Genomic DNA, 16,588 nt, shown 5'->3' with positions numbered 1-16,588 from the left:
CTCAGAAGCTGTAACGCACATAAGCATTCAAGCCCTGAGCCGTCTGCCCCGAGCGAGCCTCGAGGTGATACGCCGCACCGGTGCTCCAATGCTCGTCCAGAATGAAGGTCGCGCCCGCCTGCAACATCAGCGCACTGCGGCCGGGATTGCTGCCGTGCACCCGAGCCTTCGCGCCCGCCACATCCACCGTTGCATGCGGATTGCTGCGGCTGATATCACCGACGTACGCCACCGACAACTCCGGGATAACGACGGCATTATTCCACAGAGCCATCGTCGTCGAGAAGCGCACACCCACCGGCACGCGCCAGACCTGCATCGCCCCGCGACTGTAACGGCGGTTCAGCCCGTCGCCGAAATCCTCCGTCAGTGAGCCATGGGAACCATACACGTAATCCAAACCCGTGAAAGGCGTCACCATGAAATAATCCGACACCTTGTAATTCAACTCAGCCTGCAAACCGAAACTCCAGACATCGTCATCCCAGTCCGCAGCACCGGGCGAGCCATCAATGAAACGCGTGCGCGCTTCATTGTCCACGCGTCCGTAGGCCACATACCCCCCGATGTAGAGCCACATATCATCGCTCAGCCGGCAATCAGCACCGCCGTAGAGCGCAAACATCAGCGCATCCTGGTCAACCGTCGAGCCGGCATCGGACTTGAAGGTGCCGAAGCCCTGCCCGAAGGCCAATCCCGCGCGCACATTCCGATCCGAATCTCGCAACAACTCCGCATCACAGCCCACGGCATAACCTCCGCTGTTGAAATCGAAGCCCTGGGCACCGCCCATGTTCGAGAAATAGCCCAGACCGGATCCCCAGAGGCTGACGCCCTTCCCCCTCCCGTGGTAATCGCGCAATTGCTCCTGCGGGAAGCACAGGCGAGACGAAGCCTGCGTCATCACCGCCTTGCGGGCGAAATCCTGCACCATTCCCGTGCTCGCCCAAAGCGTATTGAGAAGATCAGACGCTCCGTGCACCGTAGCGGCAGCCACCGCATCCGGCGCTAGAACGAGGCGCAGGGTACCGTTCTCATCCACCGAGAACAACTCCGCATGCTCGCCGCTGACCTGATAGGTCATATTCAGCTCGAGCGTGCAATCCGTCGCTGCGGCATCGGCCGCCTCTGCCTGTTCGGTGACAAGCTGAAGCGGTATCGCCTTATCCGCGCGAGCCATCGCTCGCTTGAACGCGCCGGACCCCAGCACCAGATCAGCGCTGATGATGCCCTCACCCGCCGTCAAACCGCCGTTATCAACGACGATATTCGAGTAGGTGCCGGCACCGGCGTTCTGTTCCGTCGCCGCGACATCGCCGTCGACATAAAACACCAACGTGGTGTCCGAGCCCAGCGTCAATTCGTCAAAATGAGGCGACCCGGCCGAGGGCTGAATCCCCACAACAACCGTCCTCTCATCATCATACAGCGCGGTACCGCCTGCGTAAACGGTACTGCCGGCCACCGTCTGCACACTTCCCATTCGTCCGCTGCCGGCCAAGGTTCCGGCCACCGAGCAAACAGAACCGGTGCTCATCTGCCCGTCATTGACCAGATAGGCACCGGCCGCGATTGTATGCGGCTGTGCGAAAGTAGGCGCAGCCTCGCCCAAAATGAGGCTTGCGCCTTCTGCGTTAACGAAAGCGCCGGTTGCATCCACACAAAAATATTGAGCGATGTCGGTCTTGCCTCTGTTCTCGAACAGCGCATCCGCATAGATTGCAAGAACGTCGCCATCGTACGTACTGAGGCTATCCGCCACGCGCACCACCGTCGTTCTTTCCCCCGTACCAAGCCTTCCCATAAACATTTGCGCCACATTGGCCGCCCCTCCTTCCTCCACGGTAATCAGAGACTCCGAACGGTGGGCCGCATCTTCTGCCGAACAGTTATAAGCATACGAATCCCATTGCAAAACCGATCCCTCCCCGGAAACGAGAATTTCCGTTGATCCTCCGTTAAAGTAACTGAGCGTCACCAGATCCTGAAGCCAGAATTTGCCGCCGTTGCGGATATTCACCACAGTCTTGGGCTGATACTTGCCGGAATCCGAACCGTGGGACTCACCCAGATTATTGTCCATAGCAGCACTGACGGCATAATGGGCATCTCGGAGCAGACTGCCTTCGCCCTCGATGTTGAACTCGGCATTCTGCGTTTGAATAAAAGTACCCGCGGCCAGCGTCGACCCATCCAGCACATTGATCACCGCCTTGCTCATGTAAAAGGCACTGGGATCACCGCCCGAATACGTATAATCCGCGGAAAAGAAACTCTTATCGCGATACAGGCCGTCATTTTTATCACCGGTCTTATATGTGCCGGCCACGTGCGCATTGGTCGGGCTGGAATCCGATAAAACGTCAAAGGAGGGATATCCGGCCAAGATAGCCTGGCAGTTCCACATCTCGGATCCATTGCGCAAGGTCAGCGTACCGTCTCCGTCACGGCCGCCGACAATAATGGCGGAAACGACACCGGACGGTTTCGTGTAGATAGCGCCATCCAGAACCAGATGTGCCTGATTGCCGCCCACCGTCAGGTTCGGACTTTCCAGCCCCGTCTCGTTTGTCATCGTGACACCCTGCATCACCATGGTGCCTTCGCGAACCACGAGGCTGTGATTAAACGAAATTTCCTTATCATCTGCTGATGCGGGCTTGACATAGAGCGTGCCGAGCCCATCTTTCACAATGGCCGTGCGATCGCTCGTGCTTGCACCGGCATTTTGCTCAACAGTCAAAATGCCCTCCTTGCCCTCGTAGGTCACGGTGGCGCCCTGCGCCACATACTCGATGCCATTCTCGGCCGGTAGGAGGGCATCGTATCTAGGATCTGCCGCCAAAGTCACTTGCGTTCCGGCAACGGCGCCGAGAGCCAACGCCGCCAATATCGTCATTGTTTTTTTCATATTGCAGTTCGTTTCATTTGGTTTGTTTCTAAGCATCGAGCCACGGTATGCGACGCTCTTCCTATTATTTAGCTTGTCGCACGCTTAACGTCAAGACTAAAATATTTTTTAAATTTCAGCGTCAGTGATCCTCGGCAAGGGAAAGCCCTGCGCCTTGTATCATAACCGCCACATAGCCTGTGGCGCACTGTTCACCGTCAAAAACTTGCACAGCGTCATCTTTTAGGCTTTACTGAATGCGTCAGCCGGGCCGGGAGCAACGCTCCGCCCGACGGACTTCATCAACCAAACAACACCATGACGAAAAGCACACTCGTGACCGTGGCCCTGATGGTCGGGGCCGCCTCCCTCAGCCAAGCCGCTCCGAAAGCCGCCAACGCCGACAGCGCCGCCGTGCCGCAGCAAGCCGCTGCCGCCGACGCCGCCGATGCCGGATTCAGCCTCGGCAGCTGGGCCGCCAACGCGCTCACTCTCTTCGACGCCGAGCGCGACAAGGCCGAGAACCCCTACATCCAAGAGTTCAAACTCAAGTTCCGCGCCCAGTGGCAAGTCTCCGCCCTCGATCCCGCCGGCGGCACGGATCGCCTGCAGGGTGCAGCCTACGGGCGCGATCGCGCTTGGAACAACGAATGGCGCCGCTTCCGCATCGGCGCGGAAGCCAAGGTATTCAACCGCTTCACCCTCTTTGCCAACTTTAACATCGGCGGGCTCGACGGCCGCGAGACCTTCGACGCCACCACCGGCGACTGGAGCAGCAGCCGCACCGAGGGCGTGCTCGATGAGCTCTTCATACAGGGCAAGTTCGATCCCGTCACCGTCACCCTCGGCAAACACAAGCCCGCCTTCATCGGCGAATACCGCACCTCGAGCTCGAAAATCATCACCATCGAGCGCTCCGCCCTCGTCAACCAGCTCACCGCTGAAAAAACTTGGGGTCTCTCCGTGAAAAACGCGGACTCCAAAGCGCGCCTCGGCTGGGAAGCCGGCCTCTGGCTCAACGGCTACCACGACGGCACTTGGGCCGAACCCGCCTTCACGGCAGCAGACAACGCCATGCTCGGCCTCTCGCTCAACTACGCGCTCAACGACAACAACCGCCTCTACCTCGACTACATGCACAGCTTCGTGCGCGAGGGGCGTGAGACCATTGGCTACGCAGGCCCGGGAGCACGCGACGTACTCGCACTCACCTGGGAGGCGAAGCAGGGCGATCTGCGCCTGATGACTGAAGCCATGGCAGGCTTTAACGTTCTCGGCGCAGACGGTCGCAACGCCGGTGCTGAAAACGTTTACGGCCTCACCGTCATGCCGAGCTACCGCCTCAGCGACCACTTTGAGGCCGTTGTGCGCTACCAGCTCGCCGCCGGCAGCAACGGCATCGAGAGCGACAAACGCTACTACGCGACCAATTCGGCTTTCTCGCAGACCTGCGACCTGCTGCACGGCTTCTACCTCGGCGTCAACTACTACGTCTGCCCGAGCAACCCGCACGCCATGAAAGTCATGTGCGGTGCTGAATACCTCAACTCGCACGGCACCGACGCGCGCGGCGACAAGGGCTTCACCGGCTGGAGCTTCACCACCGCCTTCCGCGTGAACTTCTGATCATCGGCCCGGCGGCCCGTGCACACAGGCCGCCGAGCACCGACCAACACAAACTCCGTGTATTTCAAACACATTCCCATCCCAACAACCATGATTAAAAAACTCATCATTGCCCTGCTGGCCGCAGGCTCACTCACTCAGGCCGACACCGCCATCAACGGCGCCGGAGCTTCCTTCCCCGCCCCGGTGTACCAGAAATGGACCTTCAATTACAGCCGCAACCACCCCGGCACCAGCGTCAACTACCAGAGCCTCGGCTCGGGCGCCGGGCTCAACCAAATCAAAGCAGGCACCATCGACTACGCCGGCTCGGACAACCCGCTCACCCTCGATGAGCAGAAGCGCGACGGGCTGACGCAGTACCCGATGCTCACGGGCGGCGTCGTCGTCATCGTCAACCTGCCGGGCATCGCCGACGGCCAACTCAAACTGAGCCGCGAGGTGCTCTCCCGCATCTTCCTGGGCGATATCAGCTACTGGAACGACGAGGCCATCGTCGCCCTCAACCCCGGTCTGCGCCTGCCCAAGCAGAAAATCACCGTCGTGCATCGCGCGGACTCCAGCGGCACCTCCTTCATCTTCACCAACTACCTGAGCAAAATCTCAGCGGACTGGAAGCAGAAGGTGGGGCAGGGCTCGGCGGTGAACTGGCCGACCGGCATCGGCGGGCAGAAAAACCCCGGCGTCTGCAACAACGTCGCCCGCATCCGAGGCGCTATCGGCTACACCGAATACACCTACGCCGTTGAGGCGAAGCTCACCTGTGCCAGCCTTGAAAACGCCGAAGGCGAATACGTGAAACCCAGCCTCGAGAGCTTCTCGGCCGCAGCCGCCGGAGCCGACTGGAGCAACGCTCCGGGCTTCTACATGGAGCTCACGAACGTGCCCGGCAAAAACTCTTGGCCGATCACGGGCGTGACCTACGTCATCATCCGCAATGACACGCCCGCCGAGCGCCGCCAAGCCATTCTGAACTACCTGCGCTGGTGCTACACCGCCGGAGCGCCGGAGGCCGTCAAACTCAACTACGTGCCGCTGCCCATGAGCGTCGTCAAGCTCATCGAAGAGCGCATGTGAGCCCCGCCCCTCGCGGCACGCTGCCGGCAGCAGCACAGGCAAAACTGCCGGCAGACGTGCCGCCCGACCGGGAAAAGCGCCTTTTCCCCGCGACCCGGCACTCCCCCGAACCCGCCACGCCCCGAGCGCCTTCCCCGCCCTCCCGGCACCACCCGCACGCGGCACCCGGCGCACACCGAACTCCCGGCACTCCCGAACTCCGCCGCTTCGCCGCTCCCTGCCGCTTCGCCTCCCCGCCTCCCCGCCTCCGCATTTTGCCGCATCGGACCCCGCCCCGCGCTCCCTGCGCGCACCATCACCCACACCCGTCCACCCACCGCACGTCACCACGATGCAACACACCGACAAACTCTTCCGCACCGTCTGCCTCAGCTGCGCTGCCCTCATCGCCCTGCTGACCGTCGGCATCTTCCTGCAGCTGGGCATCCACTCGTCGGATGCCTGGAGCAAGTTCGGCCTCTCCTTCATCACCTCAGACGCATGGGATCCGGCAACGGATACCTACGGCGCCCTCGCCAACATCGTCGGCACCCTGCTCACCACGGGCATCGCCCTGCTCATCGCCATCCCGCTCGCCTTCGTCTCCGCCCTCTTCGTGACGGAGGCCCCCGCGTGGATCAGCCGCATCCTCAGCCAATGCCTCGACCTGCTGGCCGCCATTCCGTCCGTCATCTACGGCATGTGGGGGCTCTACGTTCTCGTCCCGCTGGTGGACAAAGTCCTGCTGCGCCTCATCGACGAGCACAGGCTGCTCGACATCGACTTCTTCCGCCTGCTGCTCGGCGAGACCTGCTACGGCATGTCCTTCCTGACGGCCGGGCTGATACTCGCCCTGATGATTCTGCCCTACATGAGCGCGGTCATGCGCGACGTCTTCCGCATGACGCCGCCCATGCTGCGCGAGTCGGCCTACGGCATCGGCTGCACCCGCTGGGAAGCCACGCGCGACGTCGTCATGCGCTACGGCATTCGCGGCCTGCTCGGCGGCATCTTCATCGGCATGGGCCGCGCGCTGGGCGAGACCATGGCCGTGCTCTTCGTCATCGGCAACATCATGGAAATGCCCGACGGCCTGCTGAGCAGCGGCACCACCATCGCCGCCACCCTCGCCTGCAACTTCGCCGAAGCGGACGGCATGCAGCGCAGCGCCCTCTTCGCCCTCGGCCTCATCCTGCTGCTCATGAGCTTCGGCATCCAGATACTCTCGCAATACTACCTGCACCTCACCCGTAAAAACCGAGGCGAAAGCTGACAGCCCCCCTATCGGCCTTCGGGCATCGCGCCCCATGTTGCCTCACACGCCTTTTCCCCTCCCCTCTTATTCCCCTCCTCTTATTCCCCTTCCCCACACAGACCTCCCCGCCATGCCACACCCCCACCACACCTGCACGCCTCCCGGCAGCATCGCCGCCGCTCCGCGCCCGCTGCTCTGGCGCAAGGCGCAAAACAGCCTGCTCGGCCTCTTCTCCTTCTTCTCCATCATCATCGCCGTCGGCGGCATGGGCTGGATTCTGCAAACCGTCCTCGAGCAAGGCATCGGCGTCATCAGCCTGAGCTTCCTCACCGAGCCGAGCAAACCCTACGGTGAACTCAACGCCGGTATCGCCAACGCCCTGCTCGGCACCGTCCTCATCGCCGGGCTGGCCACCCTCATCGCCGTGCCCCCGGGCATCGCGGCGGGCATCTACCTTGCCGAATTCGGCAAAAACTCCCGCTTCGCCGCCGCCCTGCGCTTCTGCGCCAACGTCATGATGGGGGTTCCGTCCATCATCGTCGGCCTCTTCATCTACGTGCTCATCGTCATACCGAGCGGGCACAACTCGGGCTTTGCGGGCTCGGTGGCGCTGGCCGTCATCATGTTTCCGGTCATCATGCGAACGACCGAAGACATGCTGGCCATGGTGCCCGACACCCTGCGCGAGTCGGCGCTGGCGCTGGGCATGTCGCGCAGCCGCGCCACCCTGAGCATCGTCGCACGCGCCGCCCGCAACGGCATGATCACCGGCGTACTCCTCTCGCTGGCCCGCGTCAGCGGAGAAACGGCCCCCCTGCTCTTCACCGCCATGTTTGCGGACTCCTGGCCGACGAGCTTCTTCAGCCGCCCCACCGCCAACATGCCCGTGCTCATCAACGAGTACACCATGAACTCCCCCTTTGAGCAAATGAACGCCGCCGGCTGGGGCGCCGCCCTCATCATCACCCTCATCATCCTCGCCCTCAACATCGGCACCCGCTGCCTCTTCCGCGACCCCAAAAACCGCTGACGAGCCCCCCCATCCCGAGCCCCTCAGCCCACCCACCGGCACTTCACAACACCCGCACTTCACAACACCCGCACTTCACAACACCCGCACTTCACAACACCGCGCTTCACAACACCGCGCTTCGCACACACAACCGCAACACCGCATGAACACCAACATCAAAATCTCGGCACGCCACCTCAACTTCCACTACGGCGACCACCAAGCCCTCTTCGACAACAACCTCGACATCCCCGCCAACACCGTCACCGCCGTCATCGGCCCCTCGGGCTGCGGCAAATCCACGCACCTGCGCATCTACAACCGCATCTTTGAACTCTACCGCAACCAAAAAGCCAGCGGCGAAGTCCTGCTCGACGGCAAAAACATCCTGGACCCCGACGTCGACCTGCTCAAGCTGCGCCGCCGCGTCGGCATGATCTTCCAAAAGCCGACCCCCTTCCCCATGAGCATCTTCGACAACGTTGCCTACCCCCTGCGCCTCCACTACAAACTCAGCCGCCGGGCCATCGCCGAGCGCGTTGAACAAGCCCTCATCGGCGCGAGCATCTGGGACGAAGTCAAAGACAAGCTCAAGAGCAGCGGCCTCGCCCTCTCCGGCGGCCAGCAGCAGCGCCTCTGCATCGCCCGCGCCATCGCCGCCGAGCCCGAAGTCCTGCTCATGGACGAGCCGACCAGCGCCATCGACCCCGTCGCCACGCTCAAAATCGAAGAGCTCGTGCTCGAACTCAAAAAGCGCTTCACCATCGTCATCGTCACGCACAACATGCAGCAAGCCTCGCGCATCTCCGACCAAACCGCCTTCTTTTACAAAGGCCAAATCATCGAGACGGGCCCCACCCCCCTCATCTTCACCAACCCGCAGCAAAAAAAGACCGAAGAATACATCACCGGCCGCTTCGGCTAAAGCCACCGCCGCATAAGCCACCGGTCCCACAACGCAACTCAACGCAACTCAACGCAACTCAACGCAACTCAACGCAACTCACCCCCGCACACCATCACCGCTCCGACACATGAAAGAACACTTCGTCAACGAACTCCGCAACCTGCTCAACACCATCGTCGCGCAGGGCGGCCAAGTCGAAACCGCCATCCGCCGCGCCATCGACGCCGTCACCTCACGCGATGCCGCCCTCGCCCGCCAAGTCATCGCCGACGACGCCGTCATCGACGCGGAAGAAATCCGCATCGAAGAAGAGTGTCTCAAAATCCTCGCCCTCTACCAGCCCGTCGCCTCCGATCTGCGCACCGTCGTCGCCATCCTCAAAATCAACGCCGCCCTCGAGCGCATCGCCGACTTCGGCGCCCACATCGCCGAACGCGCCGTCGAACTCGCCGAGCTCGGCAGCGACACCCCCGCCGACGGCGTCGACTTCAGCCAAATGGAGCAAAACGCCCTGCGCATGCTGCGCGACTCCATGAAAGTCATGCGCCACGCCGACACCGTCCTCGCCTACAGCGTCATTGAACGCGACGACGCCGTCGATCAAGCCCACCGCGACAACAGCCTGCTCATCGGGCGGCTCCTCAGCCGGCAACCCCTGCATGTCGCCTACTGCCTCGCCTGCATGGGCATCTCGCGAGACCTCGAGCGCATCGCCGACATCGCCACCGACATCTGCGAACACATCATCTATCTGGAAACCGGCAAAATCATCCGCCACCGCCACTGAGCCCCCCCCCGCGGAACACATCGTCCCCACCCGAGCGGCGCAGCCTTCCCCGCAAGGCTGCGCCGCCCTGTCATCTCCCCCGCCCGCCCGAGACCGCAAGCCGCAAAAAAAAACAGCGCCGCCGCCGCAAAATCTTCCCTTTAGCCTTGCACACCCCCCTTCTCGTCTGCTATATTAGCTTCGAATCTATGCCCCGACCCTTCGTCTACCTGATCTGTGCACTGGCGGCATTCCTCACCCTCTCCGCCGAGACGGCCTCAGCCGCCCCGCGCAGGTGGGATGTCACCTCCATCAACGGAACCGAATACGTGCGCGTCAAAGACCTCTGCGACTTTTACCGATTCAGCCCGCGCAAAGGCCGCTCGGGCTTTGTCTCCTACGGCGCCGGCAACCGCACCGTCTCGCTGCGTGCGAATCGTCAGGACTTCTACGTCAACAATTACCGCTACATCCTCTCCTACCCGGTGCGCCGCATCGGCAGCGAGCTCTACATCTCGACCACCGACATCAAAAAACTCGTCGATCCCGTCCTGCGCCCGCGCTACTCGACGGAGGCCTCCACCGTGCGCACCGTCGTCATCGATCCCGGCCACGGCGGGCATGATGCCGGCGCCGTCAGCCCGTGGGCTCGCGAGAAAGACTGCAACCTCGCCGTCGCGCTCAAGCTGCGCGACAAACTCGTCGCGCGCGGCTACAAGGTCGTCATGACGCGCGAGGACGACCGCTTCCTCACCCTGCAACAGCGCGTGCGCATCGCCAACCGCATCCCCGACTCCGTCTTCGTGAGCATCCACCACAACTCCAGCGGCCGCCACGCCACCGGCATTGAGACCTTCACGCTCGCCCCGCAGGGCACCACCTCTCCCTTTGCGCGCACGCGCCGCTTCGAGGAGCTGGCCGGCAACGACCAGGACGCCGAGAACATCGCTCTGGCCACCTCGATACACAGCCGAGCCATCAAGAGCACCGGGGCGGATGACCGCGGCATTCAGCGCGCCCGCTTCTCGGTGCTCTGCACCATCTGCCGCCCGGCCATCCTCTTTGAGGGCGGCTTCGTCTCCAACCCCGAAGAGGGACGCCGCATTGCCACGGAGGACTACCAGAACAAGCTGGCCGACAGCATCTGCGACGGCATCGTCAACTACACCGCCGTCGTGAGCCGGAGCCGCATCAAACCCACGGGCAACCGCCGCATGGGCGCCACCTCGATCGGCGGCCGCTCCAAGCGCAGCGAGAGCGCGCCGAGCGCGTCCCGCGGCAGCGCCACCCGCATCCACGGCAACAACAACTACCGCGGCACCACCCGACTGTAATGCCAGCCCATCCCCTCCGCCGCGCTGAGCGCGGATTCCGCGCCGCTGCGCCCGGCTCTCTGCTCGCGGCTCTGGCGGCGTTTGCCCTCATCGCCGCGCCCGCCGCCCTGCACGCACAAGACGCCGTCCCCTCGCGCTGGGATCCGCAGACCGTCAACGGCGTCCCGCGCATCTCGCTAGAAACGCTGCGCAGCTTCTACAAGTTTCCCCCCGAGCGGCACAATCCCCGCAGCGGCACGACGGACATCAGCAACGGCAGCCTCCGCATCAGCTTCGGCCCCGGCGAGCGAGACATCGCCATTCAGGGCTACCGCCTGCAGCTCGCCCACCCGCTGCTCACGAGCAGCGACGGCAAGCTGCTCATCTCTCAGCTCGACCTCACGAAGCTCATCGACCCCATCCTGCGCCCCTGCTACATCCGCAACCGCGAACCCGTGCAGCGCGTCGTCATCGACCCCGGCCACGGCGGGATCGACCCCGGTGCCGCTGAAGCGGAATACCGCGAGGCCGATCTGGCGCTCTCCCTCGCTCTCGAGCTCGAGAGCATCCTTAAGCAAAAGGGCTACGAAGTCATCCTCACGCGCCGGGGCAACGCCTACGTCTCCGACCGCCGACGGGCAGACATCGCCTGCGGCGCGGCAGACTCCGTCTTCATCAGCCTGCACCTCAACAGCGGACGCAGCGACATGCGCGGTGTGCAGAGCTACATCGCCGCCCCCGCCGCCCCGGGCTCGGGCCACATGCCCGGCAACCGCCACGACGCCGCCAACACCGCCCTCGCCTTTGCCCTGCACAGCGCCGTCATCGCCGCCACCGGAGCGCAGGACGGCAGCATCCGCCACGCCCGCTACAGCCTGCTGAACTCCATCACCCACCCCGCCGTCATCATCGAGGCCGGCTACGCCACCAACCCCGACGACATCGCCCAACTCAGCCAAGCCGCCTACAGGCGCTGCTTCGCTCAGGCCATCGCCGACGGCCTCGATGCCTACGCCGCCGCCATGAAGCCCGACGCCACCCTCAAAGTCGCGCGCGAAACAAGCGCCGGCCCGCCCAGCACCTATCAGGAAGAAGCCCCCGAGCTCGGTGATAGCGCTGACGCGTCCTCCCCCTCCGGCAGCAAAGCGGCCGAGGGCGGCGGCAAAGCCAAGGACGACAGCTCGAAGAGCCGCGCCAAGAGCACCTCGTCGGAAAAGCGGCGCAGCAGCAGCTCCCGCCGCCGGCGGCGCAACTGACTGCCAGCGGCGGCGAACCCGAATCGCGCCGCCGCCTCTCCGCCCATCCCCGACGATGCCGCGAGACAAGCGAGCCGCTGCCCCCTTGCTGAGGGGCAGCGGCTCTGTTGCATCCATAACGACGGCGGCGCCTCGGGCGCCTCTCATCAACTGATACGAAACAAAAAAGCCGCCTTGCGGCGGTTATGAAGCAGCGGAAGCTGCCTTGCAGGATGCCCGCTCTCTGAGGGCATCGCCGTAATGGCCGAGCTCAGTCCTGAGCAATCGCGGCCGTCTGCTCCGGAGCCGGAGGCAGAGTGTTGGCTGTAGCAACCATCGCAGCCATGCCGAGAGCAACCACAATCATTTTCATCATCGTAAGAGTCCTTTCTAAGTGAGGATATGTGCCATTAAGAAGGCGGCGACATTTTACGCCTTTTCGCGCGGATGTCAAGCGGAATTTTTGCATTATCTACAATTTTTTCCAACATATTGAGTACGCGCGCGTAAGAGCGAGACAGCAGTCGGCAGGACACGCAGAGCAATCGCGCGCATCGCGTTCCGTCGAAGCTCAGGCAGCCCTTTTGTGGTCTTCTGACCCGTTTTCCGGCCGCCACCGGAGAGCTTTTCGCGCAAAAGGCGGATAAAATCAGGGCTCACCGGGAAAAATTTGCAGTTCTTTGTCACTTTTGCACCATTTTAGGCTTGCAATACGATGCAGATTGGGTATACTGGCGTCGTTGCAAGTCCTATCATTGGCCTTGCAACACCAAAACAACAAACCTAAACAAGATAATTATGAAGACTATCGCTGTTCTCATGGTTGCCGCCGCTGCTCTCGTTTCCTGCCAGCAGCAGCAGCAGCAGCAGGTTCCCCCTCCCGCTGATCCCGTCACGCCTCCCCCGACCGTCACGGACAAGAAGTAAGCGGACTGCGGGGTTAACCGCAATCGATACTTCCGAACGCGCTCGCTTTGCGAGCGCGTTTTTTTGTGTCCGCGCGTCTTTGCGGCATTTTCTTCACGACAAAGCTTGACTCAACTCAAGCTATCAGGTAAACTAAGGCCGCCGCGGACGATAACAACTGCTCCTCAGGAGCGGAAGCGCCGCTAGCACATAACACAACAACAAGATAACTATGATCCGCAACTCGCTACTGACCGCCCTCATGGCTCTGGCGGCCCCGGCCATCAGCTTGGCCGAAGGCACGCAGCCGGTGATAGACACGACGACCAAAGACACTTCCGCCGCTGCCAACGGCACTCTCGGTACCGACGCATCGGCCTGCCCGCTGAGCGGCTCGCTGACCGTCGGCTACAACACGAACTACATCGGCCGCGGCATCGTCATCTCGCACTCCGTTGCCGAAGGCGACAGCAGCGAGTTCGCCGCCCTGAAGCTCAACTACGAGCTCAACGAGAAGTGGTCGATCGACAGCACGCTGGCCTACACGATGGTGAGCTCGGGCCACACGCTCTACGGCAACCCGAACTTTGCGCCTGCCTTCGAGATCATGGGCATCAAGGGCCCGATCAAAGAAGCGAACATCGAAAACGAGTTCGCCGTTGTCACCGCTCTCACCTACCGTGAGAAAGAGTGGGGCGTCTCCTTCGGCCACGACTTCATCCACGGCGGTCTGCTCGGCGTGATGGCCAAGCACTACCGCGACCAGGGCGCCTCCTGCGTCAACGAATTCTTCATCAACCCGATGTGGACGCCCAGCTCCGCTCCCTGGTTCGACGTTGAATGCACGGTGCGCTACAGCTGCCAAGGCATCACGGGCTGGTGGTTTGAGCCCAAGATGCACTTCAAGGCTCCCCTCATCGGCACCGCCGAGAACCCGCGCCTTGCCGGCGTGATCGAAGTGGGTCTTTCCGCCACGGCCGACTACTTTGAGAGCCGCTACTTCGCCTGCTCCAACGGCTGCCAAGCCTACTGGGTGAAGTTCATGCTCCCCTACTTCATGACGGACGACTTCATCGTCACGCCCAGCCTCAGCCTCAACTGGATCGGCCGCGCCGCCATCAAGGCCAACAAGGTCTCCGAGTACTCCATGCTGAGCGGCAACCCCGATAACCGGCCCTTCCGCAACTTCGGTCTGGTCGCCGGCATCAGCTGCACCTACCGCTTCTGATTCCGAACGGCAAACACCGCCCCGCGCGCTTTGCCGACTAAGGGGGAAGAGCCGAGGCTGCACCACGCAGCCCGACTCCTCCCCCTTTTTTCGGTGCGCGCGCCGGAGCGGAAGCGCCGCCCGGCTGCCCGCCACCCGCCTGCCCGCCACCCCTCTACCCTCCCCCTGAAAACATGCCGAAACTCACCATCTCCGGGCGCGACAATCTCCAAAGGCCGGGCTTCTACATGCCCAACCGCCTGAGCGCCGAAGCCGCCTGTGCCCTGCACGAGCTCCTCGACGGCCGCGTCAGCTACCTCGTCGACGAGCACTTCCCGCCCGCCAAACCCACCATCCGCGCCCTCCGGCAGCGCCATGCCCGCCTCCTCAGCTTCGACTTCCGGCAGAGCAGCCCCCGCGGCATGCGAGAGCTCATGCTCAGCGAGCTCGAAGCCGGCCGCAGCCTGATCTTCCTGCCCGGAGAGCCCGCGCGCCTCATCGGCACCCTCAGCAACGTCCCCTCGCCCTTCCTGCAGCACCTCGGCAGCGTTCACATCGCCCCCGTCCCCGTCTTTCTGGGCTACTACGGCGAAAGCCTCGACACCCTCAGCAGCGACCGCAACACCGAAGGGCGCCAGCAGCTCTGCATCCTGCCCAAACTCGCCGCGGGGCCTCAAGCCGGCGCGCGCCTGCTGGCCGCCTGGCTCGAACAAAGCGCCGCCGCCTTCAGCGAGCAACGAGCCCTGAGCGGCTCGCTGACCGAGCAGCTCGTGCGCTCCATGCGCCGCCACCCCGACACGCCCATCATCGACGGCATGACCGGCAAGAGCCTCAGCTTCGCGCGCGCCCTCGGCGTCGCCCTCCTCGTCGCCCGCCGCCTCAAGCGCGACTACCCCGGCGACAAGCGCATCGGCCTGCTGCTGCCGCCCAGTGCCGGCGCCGTCATCGCCACCCTCGCCTGCCTGATTGCCGGCATCACCCCCGTCATGCTCAACTACGTCTCGTCGCACAGCGCCTTCACCAGCGCCGTGCGCCGAGCCGAACTCCGCCGCTTCATCACCGCCCGAGCCTTCCGCGAGAAACTGCCGCAACTCCCCTGGCCCGACGACTCGCAGCTCATCTACATCGAAAAACTCATCGCCTCCCTCAGCAAAGCCGCCCTGATCGGCAGCATCCTCATGGCCCGCAGCGCCCCGGCCGGGCTGCTGAGCCTCGCGAGCGGCGCGGGTCGCCGGCGCGACCGCGATGAAGCCGTCATCCTCTTCACCAGCGGCTCATCGGGCGAGCCCAAGGGCGTCGTCCTCACCCACCGCATGCTGCTGGCCAACGTCGCCCAGAGCGCCGCCAGACTCGACCTGCACGACGCCCGCTTCCTGAGCAGCCTGCCGCTCTTCCACAGCTTCGGGCTGACCGTCACCATGCTGCTACCCCTGCTCATGGGGCGCCCCATGTGCACGCACCCCAACCCGACCGAAGCCCGCAGCCTCTGCGAACTCGTCCGGCGGCACCGCCTCACCCTCATCTGCGCCACCCCGACCTTCGCGCGCGCCATGCTGCGCCGCGCCCGCGACGACAGCTTTTCGAGCGTCAAACAATTCATCGTCGGGGCGGAAAAACTGCGCCCCGAACTCGCCGCCGAATACCGCGAACGCTTCGGCGTCGAGCTGCTCGAAGGCTACGGACTGACCGAAGCCAGCCCCGTCTGCTCCGTCAACCTGCCGGATGAGCCCCTGCGCGAAAACTGCCCCTACTACATCCCCGGGCGCGTTGCGGGCAGCGTCGGCGCGCCACTGCCCGGCATCGCCGTGCGCCTCACCGCGCCCGATGACGACAATCGCCTGCTGCCCCTCACCGAACAGGGCATGATCTGGCTCAAAGGCGCCAACATCTTCAACGGCTACCTCGGACTCCCCGAACTCAACGCCGCCATCCTCCGCGACGGCTGGTACAAGACCGGAGACCTCGGGCGCCTCGACCTCAACGGCTTCATCACCCTCGACGGCCGCCTCGCGCGCTTCTCGAAAATCGGCGGCGAAATGGTGCCCCACGAAGGCGTCGAGCAAGCCCTGGCCCGCCTGCTGAAGCTCTCGGCCGACGACGGCATCCGCCTGGCCGTCACGGGCGTTGCCGACGCGCAGAAAGGCGAAGTCCTCGCCCTGCTCTCCACCCTGCCCGAGCACCGCCTCCACTCCGAAGAAGCCCGCCTCCTCGCCGAACTGCGCGACGGCCTCAGCAGTCTCAGCATCCCCAACCTCTGGGCACCCAAACACATCATCCCCGTCGAAGAAATCCCCCTGCTGCCCACCGGCAAACTCGACCTGCGCGCTTGCCGCCTGCTCGCCGAAGAGTCCCTCCGCCACCCCGCCGCCGACAAGGCAGCCCCTCAGCCCTGAGCGGGTCGGGCAATCCTGCGCG

12 protein-coding genes are annotated in these 16,588 nt (G+C 63.6%); 11 read left to right on the top strand and 1 reads right to left on the bottom strand.

What is annotated here, in order from left to right; genetic code table 11:
- Position 1: 1 nt before the first annotated feature.
- Positions 2-2,911 carry an autotransporter domain-containing protein gene (locus AC6UAL_RS00430; protein ID WP_500681375.1) on the bottom strand — a complete coding sequence of 970 codons (2,910 nt, stop codon included), beginning with the start codon at positions 2,909-2,911 and terminating at the stop codon, positions 2-4.
- Positions 2,912-3,208: 297 nt separating this feature from the next.
- Here AC6UAL_RS00430 and AC6UAL_RS00425 point away from each other — a divergent pair, with 297 nt between their 5' ends.
- The 11 genes from AC6UAL_RS00425 (at position 3,209) to AC6UAL_RS00375 (ending at position 16,566) form a co-directional block, all read left to right on the top strand.
- Entirely contained in the window at positions 3,209-4,516 is a 1,308-nt protein-coding gene (locus AC6UAL_RS00425; RefSeq protein WP_500681374.1) for a porin, read from the top strand.
- Positions 4,517-4,606: 90 nt separating this feature from the next.
- Positions 4,607-5,593: a phosphate ABC transporter substrate-binding protein PstS gene (gene pstS, locus AC6UAL_RS00420; protein ID WP_500681373.1), complete on the top strand. Its 987-nt coding sequence runs from the start codon at positions 4,607-4,609 to the stop codon at positions 5,591-5,593.
- Between the two features lie 331 nt (positions 5,594-5,924).
- Entirely contained in the window at positions 5,925-6,845 is a 921-nt protein-coding gene (pstC, locus tag AC6UAL_RS00415) for a phosphate ABC transporter permease subunit PstC (protein WP_500681372.1), read from the top strand.
- Positions 6,846-6,957: 112 nt separating this feature from the next.
- Positions 6,958-7,857, top strand: a complete 900-nt coding sequence (pstA, locus tag AC6UAL_RS00410; RefSeq protein WP_500681371.1) for a phosphate ABC transporter permease PstA — start codon at positions 6,958-6,960, stop codon at positions 7,855-7,857.
- Between the two features lie 145 nt (positions 7,858-8,002).
- Positions 8,003-8,764 (top strand): phosphate ABC transporter ATP-binding protein PstB, encoded by a 762-nt coding sequence (pstB, locus tag AC6UAL_RS00405; RefSeq protein ID WP_500681370.1) that lies wholly within the window; start codon positions 8,003-8,005, stop codon positions 8,762-8,764.
- 109 nt (positions 8,765-8,873) lie between these two features.
- Entirely contained in the window at positions 8,874-9,533 is a 660-nt protein-coding gene (phoU, locus tag AC6UAL_RS00400; RefSeq protein ID WP_500681369.1) for a phosphate signaling complex protein PhoU, read from the top strand.
- 188 nt (positions 9,534-9,721) lie between these two features.
- Complete coding sequence (locus AC6UAL_RS00395) at positions 9,722-10,846, top strand: N-acetylmuramoyl-L-alanine amidase family protein (protein WP_500681368.1); 1,125 nt, start codon at positions 9,722-9,724, stop codon at positions 10,844-10,846.
- A complete protein-coding gene (locus tag AC6UAL_RS00390; protein ID WP_500681367.1) occupies positions 10,846-12,081 on the top strand; it encodes an N-acetylmuramoyl-L-alanine amidase family protein in 1,236 nt (411 codons plus the stop codon). Before AC6UAL_RS00395 ends, AC6UAL_RS00390 begins: the two co-directional genes overlap by 1 nt.
- A gap of 777 nt (positions 12,082-12,858) precedes the next feature.
- Complete coding sequence (locus AC6UAL_RS00385; RefSeq protein WP_500681366.1) at positions 12,859-12,987, top strand: hypothetical protein; 129 nt, start codon at positions 12,859-12,861, stop codon at positions 12,985-12,987.
- Positions 12,988-13,198: 211 nt separating this feature from the next.
- A complete protein-coding gene (locus AC6UAL_RS00380) occupies positions 13,199-14,194 on the top strand; it encodes a hypothetical protein (RefSeq protein WP_500681365.1) in 996 nt (331 codons plus the stop codon).
- A gap of 173 nt (positions 14,195-14,367) precedes the next feature.
- Positions 14,368-16,566: an AMP-binding protein gene (locus tag AC6UAL_RS00375; protein ID WP_500681364.1), complete on the top strand. Its 2,199-nt coding sequence runs from the start codon at positions 14,368-14,370 to the stop codon at positions 16,564-16,566.
- Positions 16,567-16,588 lie beyond the last annotated feature (22 nt).

It is taken from the genome of Candidatus Parakkermansia intestinigallinarum, assembly GCF_944389695.1.
Taxonomy (GTDB): Bacteria; Verrucomicrobiota; Verrucomicrobiia; order Verrucomicrobiales; family Akkermansiaceae; genus Akkermansia; species Akkermansia intestinigallinarum.
Note: the sequence above shows the minus strand (reverse complement) of the source record. Positions and strands in the feature narration are given on the sequence as shown.

Coding starts and splice junctions, on each gene's coding strand:
- AC6UAL_RS00430 (WP_500681375.1), bottom strand. CDS start 2,911: ATGAAAAAAACAATGACGATATTGGCGGCGTTGGCTCTCGGCGCCGTT.
- AC6UAL_RS00380 (WP_500681365.1), top strand. CDS start 13,199: ATGATCCGCAACTCGCTACTGACCGCCCTCATGGCTCTGGCGGCCCCG.
- AC6UAL_RS00385 (WP_500681366.1), top strand. CDS start 12,859: ATGAAGACTATCGCTGTTCTCATGGTTGCCGCCGCTGCTCTCGTTTCC.
- phoU (WP_500681369.1), top strand. CDS start 8,874: ATGAAAGAACACTTCGTCAACGAACTCCGCAACCTGCTCAACACCATC.
- AC6UAL_RS00390 (WP_500681367.1), top strand. CDS start 10,846: ATGCCAGCCCATCCCCTCCGCCGCGCTGAGCGCGGATTCCGCGCCGCT.
- pstC (WP_500681372.1), top strand. CDS start 5,925: ATGCAACACACCGACAAACTCTTCCGCACCGTCTGCCTCAGCTGCGCT.
- AC6UAL_RS00425 (WP_500681374.1), top strand. CDS start 3,209: ATGACGAAAAGCACACTCGTGACCGTGGCCCTGATGGTCGGGGCCGCC.
- pstB (WP_500681370.1), top strand. CDS start 8,003: ATGAACACCAACATCAAAATCTCGGCACGCCACCTCAACTTCCACTAC.
- AC6UAL_RS00395 (WP_500681368.1), top strand. CDS start 9,722: ATGCCCCGACCCTTCGTCTACCTGATCTGTGCACTGGCGGCATTCCTC.
- AC6UAL_RS00375 (WP_500681364.1), top strand. CDS start 14,368: ATGCCGAAACTCACCATCTCCGGGCGCGACAATCTCCAAAGGCCGGGC.
- pstA (WP_500681371.1), top strand. CDS start 6,958: ATGCCACACCCCCACCACACCTGCACGCCTCCCGGCAGCATCGCCGCC.
- pstS (WP_500681373.1), top strand. CDS start 4,607: ATGATTAAAAAACTCATCATTGCCCTGCTGGCCGCAGGCTCACTCACT.